This is a genomic window from Thioalkalivibrio sp. ALD1, from assembly GCF_000381245.1.
Lineage (GTDB): Bacteria > Pseudomonadota > Gammaproteobacteria > Ectothiorhodospirales > Ectothiorhodospiraceae > Thioalkalivibrio.
In genome coordinates this window covers 85813-98492 of record NZ_KB906242.1, presented here as the reverse complement: position 1 = coordinate 98492, position 12680 = coordinate 85813, and the positions used below count along the sequence as shown (strand labels likewise).

The window sequence follows — 12680 nt, the reverse complement described above, 5'->3', positions numbered from 1 at the left end:
TCTCAGCCCCGCTCTTCACAACCCAGGTCCTGCAGATCCGGATGGGTAACGCCCGGAGCCCCAGACAGCGATCGAGCGACCTGCTGCCGATACATCACCCATGATTCGTGCCGCACACAAACGAGTGCCGGAGCGCTTGGAAGCCCCATGAGCTGCGCCATAACCAATCGATGATTACCTTCGTGGCTCCCGTAGATTTCACCATCCCTACCCACGTGCACCAATAAGCCGCCCCTACTAGCCTCGATGCCTGTTTTCTTCAGGCTTTGCCAGAGACGTTCGTTCTTCCGTTGCCAGGCTTTCAATCTGTCGTCATCTGAGACCAATTGAACCAGGCCCGTGGCCGACTGGCCCTCTTCCAAAGCTCTTCTTACTGCTTGCCCCCAAGAAAGCGATAAGAGAAACCGCTTGTACAAAACCTTATATTTCCATGATTCCTTCACGGGAACCGATGCTTTGTCCCACCCCCCCCCAATCACGCTTCCACGAGGCGGCCGCTTGCCAAACGTTTGTGTCAGAATTTTATTTGAAATACGTGAGGGATCGACAACAATCGCGCGCTCTTGCCGCGGAAAGCCTTCGCCATACGTTGCTCGGTTATGTATGTGCCGCACACGAACAAAGAGCCCTGAATTGAAAACCCTGTTGGAGATCCCAGTCAAAATTCTATCTCGGGAATAATTCATAATTCTTTCCGCATTCGATCTTTGGACCGCGCTTGGCAGTCCGCAGTGCCATACATGCCAGCGCCGCAACCTCCCATCGGCGCCGGGTCGCGCCTCGAGCCGGAAAATGCCATAAAAATAATGAACCCGAACAGCGCCATTGGTCCTAGCCGGTGGTATGCCGTATAGGTCAAAAAGAACAACGCGACGGAGGCAATGCCTACCAATGTTGCACCTCGCAAAGGCACACTACCTTTCATCACAACAACCACTGCGAGAAGGATTACGCCACCAAACACGAGAAGCGCCAATAGTCCGGCCCCGGCCCAGATCTCCAGATAAGTATTATGCAAACTGTATTGACTATAATGCGCAAAAGTCTCCGCTTCATACTGCGGGGACCCATAACCTAATCCGACAAATGGATTTTCCTTGGCTAAGCGCAAGCCCTCCGATGCCTGGTGTAATCGCCGCGCAAAGCTACCCGTTTCGGGCGCCTCGCCGTCAATCAGAAACGTCACAATAGGGTCGGCCCGCTCTATGGCTGGCGAATACACAAGCGCCCCTGCAACCATCACCAGTCCAAGCGAAAATACACAAAAACACCCTAGAACATTCCGGCGACACCCTTCACCCCCCTTGACCCAGACAAGCCAGGCGATATACGCCAGTAGCATTAGAAATCCACCAACCGAACCCGTAAGCACCACTAACAAGCCCAGCAAACCCCTTACTAGCAGCAACAATACACCCGAAGCCCTCAAATAATGACTGAGCCAGAGCAGGAACACCGAATAGAGCGCAAAGTAGTTTCGGTCCCTCAAAATCCCGCTGAACTCAGACGTGCCGGGCGTTTGCGTCCAAACAAAGGCTGCATTGACCGATAGGAAGGCCGTCGCCGCGACCGCGTAAAAGGCACGCCGACTTGATGTATTCGCATTACAAAACCAATATGCAAATGAAAGCCCAGCCGCCAAGCCCACTACGCCAAAGAGTAAGTTTCCCAAGTGACGGGAAGGCTCGTTGGAAACCAAGCCAGCTGGCAAAGAGACAAGTACAAATATAAAAATGAACGCCACGACCGACACAAAGGGGCGAGACAGTAAGAAGTACCTCTGACTTAAAGCGAATAGTACTAACCCCGCGATTGCTGCGACAGCTACCGCAAACGAAAGCCGGATTGTTAGTTCGCCGGGAACCGAATAACTCGTGAGCAGGAATAGCGCAAAAACGCATCCTACAATCGCAGCGCTAGCTAAACCTGCCGAAAACCGGATCGCTGGTGAGACGTCTAGTCGAGATGTTGGTCTAGCCATTAGACCGACCTTTAGTGGCGATCAAACTGACCAACTTCGTAGCGGCTTGTTCTCTGGAAAACAAGCGGGCTCTGCTAACCCGTTGCGTGGAGTTCCCGCTAGGGTACTCTAAGATAGCTGCATCCAGCATTGCACTGGCAAGCGCGTCAACGTCCCCAGGCGGCACGAGTATACATCCTGGCACATCCCCAAGCACCTCGGCTGGTCCACTCGGACAATCGAACGCGGCTATAGGCGTACCGCAAGCGAGCGCTTCTACTAAGACATTACCGAACCCTTCCCACCGTGAGCTGAGCACCAATGCCCTCGCCTTCGCGAACACCGAATATGGGTTATCTAAAAAGCCCGTAAGGTGCACACATGACGATAGGCCACCCTCAGCGATCTGCCGGGAAAGCGCTTCGCGCTCGCTGCCTTCACCTAGAACGACAAGGTGGACTCCACGCTGTTCCAGTCCTGACCTTTTGTAGGCCTCGACAAGCAGATCAAAACCCTTTGGGCGCTCTAAACGACCCGCCGCGACTATGTATACATGTTGAGGACCAAGCACTAGCCTAATTGACTCTGGAAGGTCTGCTTTGGCGAGTTCTTCAATCTCATCATGATAGACTGGATTGTAAACTACGGAAATCCCTTCTTTAGACGCGTACCCTGCTTCCTCCAAGAACTCCGCCACGCCTTCTGAAACAGCAATCACCCGCGTGGAAAGCACACAAGCTACCTTTATTGCGGATGCCTCCAGCTTTGTTCGTGAACCCCCTTCCGAAGGCATTGCAGGCCGCAGGTCACTGTGCACCGACACCCAACTCTCCGGCACCCCCGCCAACCGGCCCACAATTGAACTGACCAAATTTGCGCCTGTCAGCCCGGACAACAGAACGTCGGGGCGAATGTGCCGAACAACGCGGAAAAGCGGCAACGCAGCCTTGCGCATTCGGGTGCCGAACTTGTGTACCTGAACCCCTGGCACCAGGTTTGCCTCGTAGCCGCCCCCTTCCAGACACGCAAGGTGCACCTCGGCACCCGCTTCTGCCAAGCCGTTGGCATACTCGACAAAGACACGCTCAGCCCCACCACCTCCTAGGCGGCCAATAAAAAGCAAAAAGACCTTACGCCGCCGCGCATATGGCATGGTTATGAACCTCGCAACCACTCAGAGCTGTACCGCTATGGGGCCACCCGCCCCTCACTTGATCGAATCCACACTGAGAGAACCCGATGGCTTACCAAGCAAAACGGTAGAATCCGGCCAACCCGCACTCACCGATCCAAATCAGATTCTCCAATACTAGCCTGAGGACGGCATTGAACATGCCCATCAAGTGGGAACACACAAGACATTCTGAAACCTGCCGATGTGATTAGGACTCAAAGGCTTCAGTTTCGCTTTCCTACCGATTATGAAGAACGAATACCCCAAGTCCTCCAGATACCCCAGGATATCCTCCCCCGCGATGCCGCTCGCCTCTGCCGATTTATTCTGGATCTCTATAATCAATTTGGGCTTGAATGCTTTAAGCGCAGTTTTCGACCCCTTTAACACATCGAATTCCGCGCCCTCAACGTCTATTTTTATAAGATCAATACTCCGGATATCGTTCTCTTCGCAAAACATATCCAGGGTGGTTAGAGCAATCTCACCCTCAAGAACCGCCCGATCTCTCGAAGGGTAGAGCGTACCCAGTCCGTCATTAACGGTCGAATCGCCACCACGCACCGCACTAGAATAGATCTTCGCGAACCCAGCTCTATTAGAAAGCCCCTTGGGTACCGCCAACGCATGCCCCAGCCCATTACGCGATAGGTTATACTGCAGCGTGTCGTAAAGCGCAGGGATTGGCTCAAAACTATATACACGCCCACCGCGGCCCACCCGAATCGCGGCGCTAAGCGCAATCTCCCCAATATTACCGCCAACGTCAACGACGACCATGTTTGGCGACAGAATCTTATCCATCAGCATAACGATGTCGCGATTATAGTAGCCATACCAGAATATCTGGCTTTGCATGTGCTCACCTAGTCGCAGCTCCATCGTCAGGTGGCGATCGAAGTCATCAATCGTGAGCCTCCTATCGTCATCCGTATAATGCCTTTTCAAGTATTCAAGGGCCAGCACTGTGCCGGGAACTCTTCTGAGCAATTTAGTAACCTTTCTTAACCTAAGGAGAACAGCGGGATTCATAATATTCGCCCATAGATAAACTCAACGATTATCACTATAGCTTCCACCACCGCATGAAAGACCTCCCAATAGCTTCCAACCAGGGGTCGACACGACGCTCAACACAGACTGTCGGACGGTAAAACGTAAGATCAATTGGATCTCGCTCCGACACAAAAATATGCAGGACAGACTTATTGAGAGAAACAGCTAGGTCAATCCGACTCTTTTGAAGTTCTAGATTTTTCTCTAGAAACTCATATGAGGATGAGAATCCGCGCTTTTTAGCCGTTTGCTCCAAGAGACCACCACCTCCGCGCTCGACGATTCGCGAAAGCGAAAGCTCTGGAGGCATAGATATTATCACGACACCGTCACCGATCCAGGTGGCCTTCTGATATAATGCAACTTCTTGAGTAGGGTTACGCCATGCGGATTGGGAAAACCTGGAGCCGAACTGCAACGCCCCTTGGTCCAAGAGCCATATCTTCCTATCGTTAGACGCGGCTTTATAGGTGCAGTATTCGAGCGCCATTTGAAAGGATGCCCGCATGCTTGCCTTATCATTGTCGCAGGTCGCTCGGTACCATTTATGCGCGTTGATGAAGGCAGATGGGAAATGGTGAAGCTGCATTGTAGCAGTCCAAAGTTGCCTCATGGGTCGCTTTCCGGATGGGCTCGCGCTTCGTAACACGGGTCGAGCATCGGGTATTTCGCAAAGCAGATTTCGTACAAAGGTCGTTTTCCCACTTGCCGCCGGACCACTGAACTCAATCAACATCAGATCGGCCTCGGAAAGCCTGGAACGCTGATCGGCCGCCGCCGGCTTCTTGTTGCGCCCGCCCACTCCGTAATTGTACGAGCTGCCCGCAATGCTCCACAGTATTTAAACGATGTGCAATTATAATTACCGTCTTTGTGCCGGAGAGCCCGTTTATAGCTTTCATTACGGCAGTTTCAGTTTCCTGATCTAGTGCGCTTGTTGCCTCATCGAATACCAGCAATGGCGGTTCTTGATAAAGCGCACGGGCTATTCCGAGCCGCTGTCGCTGCCCGCCTGAAAGCCGCACACCGCGCTCTCCGACCACCGTGCCGTAGCCCTGCGGCATGTCGCTGACGATAAATTCGTGCACCTGGGCCACGCGGGCGCAGCGCTCCACCTGCTCGTGGTCGATCTGGTCGGGTGGCACGCCCAGGGCGATGTTTTCGGCCACGGTGGAGTCGGTCAGGAAGATGTCCTGCGGCACGTAACCCAGCGCCTGCTGCCAGGCGCGCAGGTTGTGGTCGGTGATGGGCTGGCCATCTACCTCAATGGCGCCTTCGGTGGGGCGCAGCAGGCCCAGGAGCACGTCCACCAGCGTGGTCTTTCCAGCGCCGGAGGTGCCGATGATGCCAACGGAGCTGCCCACGGGAATTTCCAGGTTTATCCCCTGCAGGGCCGGGCGTTCGGCGTTCGGGTAGGTGTAGTGGATGTTCTGCAGAGCGATAGTCTGCTTGGGCTCCAGGGGCTGCGGGGCGCGCTTGTACAACTCGGCCAGAGCGGAGCGCTGGTGCAGGTCGTTGTACGCGTTATCCACGGCCGCGGCCCCGAAGCGGAGCTTGGCAAGGCCCTTGTATATGTTCTGAGCGGCCGGAAGCAGGCGATAGCCGGCAAAGGCATAGAGGCCCAGGATCGGCAGGATGTCGCCCAGGGCATTGCTGTCGGTGCCACCCTGCGTAGCCAGGAGCACCAGGGTAAGGGCTATTACTCCACCAAAGCCGACCGCCTCGATGATGAACTTTGGGACCTCGCTAAGCGTCTGGTTAGTGGCCTGGTGTCGGGCCTGTCGTTTGGAGGGGCCGTCGAACCGGGACAGATAGGCATGTTCACGGCCGAGGAGCTTGATGTCCTTGATGCCGCCCAAGGCCTCGCTGGCGGCGGTAAAGCGCTCCTGGTTGGCGCGGGCGCGGTCGCGGCCCACCCGGCCCAGGATGCCGCGCACGGCACCGAAGATGAGCGCATACAGGCCACCGATCACCACGGCCACGCCCAGAGCGAGCCAGGGGTCCACCACTATCAGGAGGATGACCAGCGCGAGGATGACCACGCTGTAGGCCACCATCTGCATGCCGGGGCGGAAGACCTGCTGCACGAGCTGGTCCACCTCGGACAGGATGTTCTTGGCCATGTCGCCGCTGTGGCGGTCGAGGAAGAAGGCGTAGGGCTGGCGCAGGTAGGTCTCCAGCAGCCGCTTGCCGATGCTGTGGCGGCGCATCTCGACGAAGCGGTTCATCGCGTAGTGCGTGAGCGAGCGGAAGAAGGCGGAGAACAGGATCAGCCCGAAGGCGGCCGCGCCCAGCGCGAGGATGAAGGCATCCACCGAGGTGAAGCCGAGGCCGTCGTACACGCTGTTGAGCACCGGGTTGGTTTCTACTACGTCGGGGTTGCCCAGCACGCTCAGAAAAGGCATGACCGAGGCGACGCCGGCGGTCTCCAGCACGGCCATGACGATGACCATGCCGAGCACGAGGCCGCCGCGGCGTTTTTCCTTGGGGGTTAGGAGGGCCAGGGCTTTGCGGTAGGTGTTCATCGGGTGAGGCTCCGTTGGGGGGCCTTTGCGTGTAGGAGGCCAGCCTTCTGGCCGATGGGGGCCTGGATGCGCCGTATCGCGCAGGGGGCTGCGCTCCTACAGGGGGAGTGGGCCTGAGATGCGTAGGAGGCCAGCCTTCTGGCCGAGAGGGCCTTGGCCGCGTCGTATCGCGCAGGGGGCTGCGCTCCTACAGGGGGCGGCTTGCGTGGGAGGCCAGCCCCCTGGCCGATTGGGCCCTGGACACACCGTATCGCGCAGGGGGCTGCGCTCCTACAGGGTGAGTGGGCCCGAGATGCGTAGGAGGCTAACCTTCTGGCCGAGAGGGCCTTGGCCGCGTCGTATCGCGCAGGGGGCTGCGCTCCTACAGGGGGCGGCTTGCGTAGGAGGCCAGCCCCCTGGCCGATTGGGCCCTGGACACACCGTATCGCGCAGGGGGCTGCGCTCCTACGGGGGGATTGTTGCTGGGCGCGGGGGGTGGTGGGGCCGGGGGTCACTGGGGTTGGGTTCCGTTGGGGTGTTGCTCTGCAGGAGGTTGGCTGCCTGGCTCACGGGTGATCGGCCAGGGGGCTGGCCTCCTACAGGGTGGTGCGTTCAGTGGTTGAACGCGGATTGGAGCATGGTTGGGGGGTTGGGCTCAAGGTTTGGGGGGTGGCGCGGCATTGGTAGTGGCTGGCGCTCTGGGTGGTGGGGCCTGTCTAACGCCCAAATCGGCCAGGGGGCTGGCCTCCTACATTTTCGGTCGGGATGCGGCCGTAGGGGCGTTTACGGGTCAACGTGGAATCCGGTGGACGTGCAGGCCGGGTACCTTTTCAAAGTCGCCATCGCCCGTCACGAAGGCGCCTTGCGGGTTGACCGCGAGCAGGGATGCTGCCTGGATGGCGTCGGGTGTGCGCAGCCCATGGTGAGCACGCAGTTCCGTCGCTTTGTCCAGAACGGCCGTATCCAGCGCGACGACCGACAACCCCGGGTCGTCGAAAAATGCATCCAGTTGTTCAAGAACCGGGGTGTTCGATTCGCGCAGCGGGCGCACGCGGCATTCCAGGCGGCTCAAGGCGGAGACCACCAGCGCCGGAGGGCCGTCGCTCTGCTCCAGATTTCTGAGCACCTGGCGAACCGCCTCTCGGGTACGAGTATCGCCCTCCAGGAGATAGATGATGGCACTGGCATCCAGGAATGCCAGCATCAATCGGACCAGCCTTCGCGCTCCGATTGCAATTCACGGTCCAGATCCTCCCGGCTTCGGGGTGCGGCGGGCGTTGCATCGTCTTCCAGCAACCGGTGCCACAGGTGCCCCCGGGCCTCTACGCCCGCCGCCAAACGCTGGTAGGACTCCTCGCTCAGGATCACGTAACGCGGACGATTGCGCTGGATCACGTGCACCGGCCCCTTCTCCAGCGCCCGATCCACCGCGCTAATGCCGCGCCGCTTGATCTCCTGCGCCGAAATCACATTCTCCATACACCCTCCAGTACCGATTTGAGTACCGATTATAGCACCTGTAGGAGGCCAGCCCTCTGGCCGATTGGGGCATCACCACCGCCCCATCGCGCAGAGGGCTGCGCTCCTACAGCAGAGGGTGACGGGTTGTCGCTTACACCAGGCGGATGGGGCCTGGGTACTGGGCCAGGCGGGTGTCGCTGGTGAGCAGGAGGTAGCCTTCGGACTCGGCCTGGGCAATCAGGATCCGGTCGAACGGGTCCTTGTGGATCTCCGGCAAGTGGCCCACCGCCAGCGCATGGGTCCCGTCGATGGGTAGTTCCGTATAGCCGTGCTCGCGAAGCTCCCGTCGCAGGACAGCTGGCTCGACGACGAAGTCGCTACGCCCGAGGCCCCTCTTGATGGTGACTTCCCACAGGCTGGCGGCACTGTACGCGAGGTCATACTCAGGGTTGAGGATTAGCTCGCGCGCCTCGGAAGGCAGCCGTGGGGAATCGGCAGCCGCCCACAGGAGGATGTGCGTATCAAGAAGGAGATGCATCGTCGCCCTCGAACGCCTCGACAATGGCCTCCTCGCCCATCCGGTCGAAGTCGTCCGGCACACTCACCTGCCCTTTGAGGAAACCGACGCGGCTGGCCGCGGCCGGTACCGGGGCCTCGACACGCGTAAGGCGGGCAATCGGCTTGCCGGCCCGAGCGATCACCACCGGCTCGCCCCGGCTGACCTTGTCCAGCAGGCGGGACAAATGCGTCTTGGCCTCATGGATGTTTACCGTCTCGTTCATGTCTGCCCTCGCACCGGTATCCGACTTAGCTTAATTGACTAGACTAGATTATACCCAGGATAAGCACCACGATGCAGGGGGCGGCCTCGGGCCGATTGGGGGTATACCCGGCGCCGCATCGCGCAGAGGGCTGCGCTCCTACAACAATCGAACACCCCCTGTAGGAGGCCAGCCCCCTGGCCGATCGGGGCATCACCACCACCCCATCGCGCAGAGGGCTGCGCTCCTACAACAATCGAACACCCCCCTGTAGGAGGCCAGCCCCCTGGCCGATCGGGGGCATCACCACCACCCCATCGCGCAGAGGGCTGCGCTCCTACAGCAACCCGACCCCCGTGTAGGAGGCCAGCCCTCTGGCCGATTGGGCGTTCGGCGCAACCCCACCGATCAAAGCCAGATCGCGTCCCAGTGAGGATAGTCACCCAGGTTGCGCACCAAAGGGATTGGCGGCGATATAGCGGGCCAGCGCCGTCAGGTCTTCTTCGCGGCGTACCGCGTGATCGTGGAACCCGGGCTGCCAGAGCGCTCGCCCGAGCCTGCGGGCGGTGACTGCCTTGACCGACCGCACGACGGTGGACAGGGACATGTTGTCGCCGAGCGTCATCAGCCAGTGCAGATGATCGGGCATCACCACATAGGCCAGCGTATCCGCATGCCCGAGCGATTGCGCGTGGCGCAGCGTAGCGACCAGTGCACGGGCAGCAGCGAAGTCGCGGAACACCGGTGTGCGATCCCGCGTGACGGTGGTGATGAGGTAGATGCGCCCGGGCTCGGAATAGCGGCCACGGCGCAGGGCCTGAGCGTGAGGTTTGCCGTCCATGGCATCGCTCCCGTTGTCGGATTGGTGTGTTCGCCGAGGGGCGGGTGGGGGTTGTCTGGTGTTCTCTTCGGCTGGCCATGAACCAGGTTCTGGTCGTTGGGGCTTTGTCTGGCTTCCCATCGCGCAGGGGGCTGCGCTCCTACAGGATGCCCGGGACCCATCGTAGGAGGCCAGCCCTCTGGCCGATGGGGTGTTGGACATATCCAATCGGCCAGAGGGCTGGCCTCCTACAGGGGATGCCTCGGGATGTAGTGAACGGCCGGAAGCCCGTCGAAATCCGCGTCCTGGGTCCAGAGATCGGCCTGATGGGCGCGCGCGGTGGCGTAGATAATGCTGTCGGCGAGCGGGAGACGGTGCTGGTTGCCAAGGCTGGCGGCGGACAGCGCCAAAGGCCCCGTGAGTTCGACGAGTTCGCCCTGCTGCATCAGTGCGGCGGCCTGCAGGGCCGCCGCCTCGCCTCGTTGCTGGAGTACCCGTTTGAAGACTTCGTAGAGGCTGATTGTGGGCACGATCAGTTCTGCCGTGGTCTCGATTGCATCTGCAAACACATCGGCATTGGGGCCGTCGGCAAAGTATTCCAGCCACGCGGACGAATCGACCACGTTCACACGCGGTCTCCGTCGCGCGGGATGTCTGGGGCAATGCCCTTGAGGAACCCCCGCATCTCGCTCATACGCCGTTCGGGAATCAGTTCGATGCGGTCGTCGTACGCGACAATCTGGACCTTCTGGCCCGCACGAAGATGCAGCGCCTCGCGTACCGCCTTGGGGATGACGACCTGATATTTCGGAGAGATGGTGAGGGCTTCCATTACAGCACCTTGATCGATCGATAGTTCGTTTTACGAATTTAGCATCGATGCGGCAGATTGGCGAACGCTCCTTGTGCCCCCTGTAGGAGGCCAGCCCCCTGGCCGATCGTGCGCTAAGGGTTTCGGATGAACCCCATGGCCTCCAGCTTGAGCAGAATGCGGTGGGCGGCTTCGTCCGGAGTCATCTCGCGGGTGTCGAGGCGCAGCTCGGGGTTTTGCGGCTCCTGGTAGGGGTCATCGATGCCGGTGAATTCCTTGATGATGCCGGCGCGGGCCTTGGCGTAGAGGCCCTTGCGGTCGCGGGCCTCGCAGGTTTCCAGGGGCGTGGCGACGTGGACTTCGATAAAGCCCCCTACCCGCTCGATGCGTTCGCGCACGCGGCGGCGCATGTCGGTGTACGGCGCGATGGGTGCGCAGATGGCGCAGCCGCCATTCTTGGTGATCTCGCTGGCAACAAAGCCGATGCGCTGGACGTTGATGTCGCGGTGCTCCCTGGAGAAGCCGAGCTCGCTGGAGAGCTCCTTGCGCACGATATCGCCATCCAGCAGCGTGACGGCGCGCCCGCCCAGTTCCATCAGCTTGACCCGCAGGGCGTTGGCCATGGTGGACTTGCCTGAACCGGACAGGCCGGTGAAGAACACGGTGAAGCCCTGGCGGTCGCGCGGCGGGAAGCTGCGGCGAAGCTCCTGCACTACCTCCGGGTAGGAGAACCATTCCGGGATCTCCAGACCTTCGCGCAGGCGGCGGCGGAATTCCGAGCTGGGGAGGCTGAGGGTGTGTTCGCCCTCGCGCACCTCGTCGGCCGGCACGAAGTCCGCCCGATCCTGCACGTAGGTCATGGCCTGGAAAGGGACCATTTCGATGCCGATCTCGTCGGCATGGTGCTGAATCAGTTCCTGTGCCTCATAGGGGCCGTAGAAGGCCTGCTCGTCCGGGCCTGCATCGGGGCTGGCATGGTCGCGGCCGACGATCATGTGCGTGCAGCCGTAGTTGCGGCGGATGATCGCGTGCCACAGGGCCTCACGCGGGCCGCCCATGCGCATCGCCAGCGGCAAGAGGCTCAGCTGGGTGGTCTGCTCCGGGGCCTGACGCAGCACATGCTCGTAACAGCGCACGCGGGCGTAATGATCCACGTCGCCCGGGGCGGTCACGCCCACTACCGGATGAATCAGCAGGTTGGCCTCGGTCTGGCGCACGGCGCGCCGGGTGAGCTCCACCTGGGCGCGGTGCATGGGGTTACGCGTCTGGAAGGCGACTACGCGGCTCCAGCCGAGCTTCTGGAAGTATTCCCTCAGCTCTCTCGGGCTGTAGCGGTAGTTGCGAAAGTCGTGGTGGACCGGGGCCTCGAGACCATGCAGCGTGCCGCCCAGATAGACGGGGCCCGTGCGATGCAACAGCTCGTTGACGCCCGGGTGCACGGTATCGCGAGTGCCAAATACCTGTTCCGCCTCGCGAGTGCGATCGGGCGTCCAGCGATGCTCCACGTCCATCACCGCGACGAGCATACCCTCGTCATCGCGCAGGGCGATGCGGCTGCCCTCCTCCACCTGCGCGGCGAAGGCTTCGGTCACATCCAGCGCGATCGGCATCGGCCACAGCGTGCCGTCGGCCAGGCGCATGTTCTCGAGCACGCCGTCGTAGTCCGCCGGGCCCATGAAGCCCGTCAGCGGGGAGAAACCCCCATTCAGCAGCAGCTCTGCGTCACACTGCTGGCGCAGGGTCAGGTCCCAGGAGGGCATATCCCGCGCCGCTTCCCTCAATTCGCGGGCCGTCGCCTCGTCCACATAGCGCTCGCAGAGCACATCGCCATAAGGCGTAATCAATTCCATTCCGTCATCCGTTCTCGTTTCGCGTTCTGTAGGAGGCCAGCCTTCTGGCCGATTGGGGCATCACCAACACCCCATCGCGCAGAGGGCTGCGCTCCTACAGGTACGTACATGCCACCGCGGTGCGCGTCGCCCGCCCGCGTGCCGCCGTACGGCGTGATCCATTCCACTCCGTCATCCGTCGTCGCCTCGCCTTCTGTAGGAGGCCAGCCCCCTGGCCGATTGGGGCATCACCAACGCCCCATCGCTCAGGGGGCTGGCCTCCTACAGGGGGATGCTCGGGGGT

12 protein-coding genes and 1 pseudogene are annotated in these 12680 nt (G+C 60.4%); all 13 read right to left on the bottom strand.

Features of this window, described 5'->3' with window-relative positions; all coding sequences use genetic code 11:
* Positions 1-2: 2 nt before the first annotated feature.
* A complete protein-coding gene (locus F623_RS13385; RefSeq protein WP_155984192.1) occupies positions 3-686 on the bottom strand; it encodes a hypothetical protein in 684 nt (227 codons plus the stop codon).
* Entirely contained in the window at positions 683-1744 is a 1062-nt protein-coding gene (locus F623_RS13120; protein WP_196799763.1) for an O-antigen ligase, read from the bottom strand. Before F623_RS13120 ends, F623_RS13385 begins: the two co-directional genes overlap by 4 nt.
* A 229-nt stretch (positions 1745-1973) precedes the next feature.
* Entirely contained in the window at positions 1974-3113 is a 1140-nt protein-coding gene (locus F623_RS13620; RefSeq protein ID WP_081621885.1) for a glycosyltransferase, read from the bottom strand.
* Positions 3114-3299: 186 nt separating this feature from the next.
* Positions 3300-4166: an FkbM family methyltransferase gene (locus tag F623_RS0105070; RefSeq protein WP_231367694.1), complete on the bottom strand. Its 867-nt coding sequence runs from the start codon at positions 4164-4166 to the stop codon at positions 3300-3302.
* A gap of 749 nt (positions 4167-4915) precedes the next feature.
* Positions 4916-6715, bottom strand: coding sequence for an ABC transporter ATP-binding protein (locus F623_RS0105065; protein ID WP_018868335.1), 1800 nt, complete (start codon positions 6713-6715; stop codon positions 4916-4918).
* Positions 6716-7484: 769 nt separating this feature from the next.
* Positions 7485-7898: a PIN domain-containing protein gene (locus F623_RS0105060; protein WP_018868336.1), complete on the bottom strand. Its 414-nt coding sequence runs from the start codon at positions 7896-7898 to the stop codon at positions 7485-7487.
* Positions 7898-8173, bottom strand: a complete 276-nt coding sequence (locus tag F623_RS0105055; protein WP_018862229.1) for a type II toxin-antitoxin system Phd/YefM family antitoxin — start codon at positions 8171-8173, stop codon at positions 7898-7900. Before F623_RS0105055 ends, F623_RS0105060 begins: the two co-directional genes overlap by 1 nt.
* 133 nt (positions 8174-8306) lie before the next feature.
* Positions 8307-8693, bottom strand: a complete 387-nt coding sequence (locus F623_RS0105050; RefSeq protein WP_018862228.1) for a type II toxin-antitoxin system VapC family toxin — start codon at positions 8691-8693, stop codon at positions 8307-8309.
* Positions 8677-8937: a type II toxin-antitoxin system Phd/YefM family antitoxin gene (locus F623_RS0105045; RefSeq protein WP_018868337.1), complete on the bottom strand. Its 261-nt coding sequence runs from the start codon at positions 8935-8937 to the stop codon at positions 8677-8679. The genes F623_RS0105050 and F623_RS0105045 overlap by 17 nt, the downstream gene beginning before the upstream one ends.
* Before the next feature lie 387 nt (positions 8938-9324).
* A pseudogene (locus tag F623_RS0105040) lies at positions 9325-9757 on the bottom strand (transposase).
* A gap of 227 nt (positions 9758-9984) precedes the next feature.
* A complete protein-coding gene (locus tag F623_RS0105035; RefSeq protein WP_018862225.1) occupies positions 9985-10365 on the bottom strand; it encodes a type II toxin-antitoxin system VapC family toxin in 381 nt (126 codons plus the stop codon).
* Positions 10362-10568 (bottom strand): AbrB/MazE/SpoVT family DNA-binding domain-containing protein, encoded by a 207-nt coding sequence (locus F623_RS0105030; protein ID WP_018862224.1) that lies wholly within the window; start codon positions 10566-10568, stop codon positions 10362-10364. The genes F623_RS0105035 and F623_RS0105030 overlap by 4 nt, the downstream gene beginning before the upstream one ends.
* 113 nt (positions 10569-10681) lie before the next feature.
* The gene (locus F623_RS0105025) at positions 10682-12397 is read right to left on the bottom strand and encodes a bifunctional sulfate adenylyltransferase/adenylylsulfate kinase (RefSeq protein WP_018868339.1); all 1716 of its coding nucleotides are present in this window, start codon (positions 12395-12397) and stop codon (positions 10682-10684) included.
* Between the last annotated feature and the right edge of the window lie 283 nt (positions 12398-12680).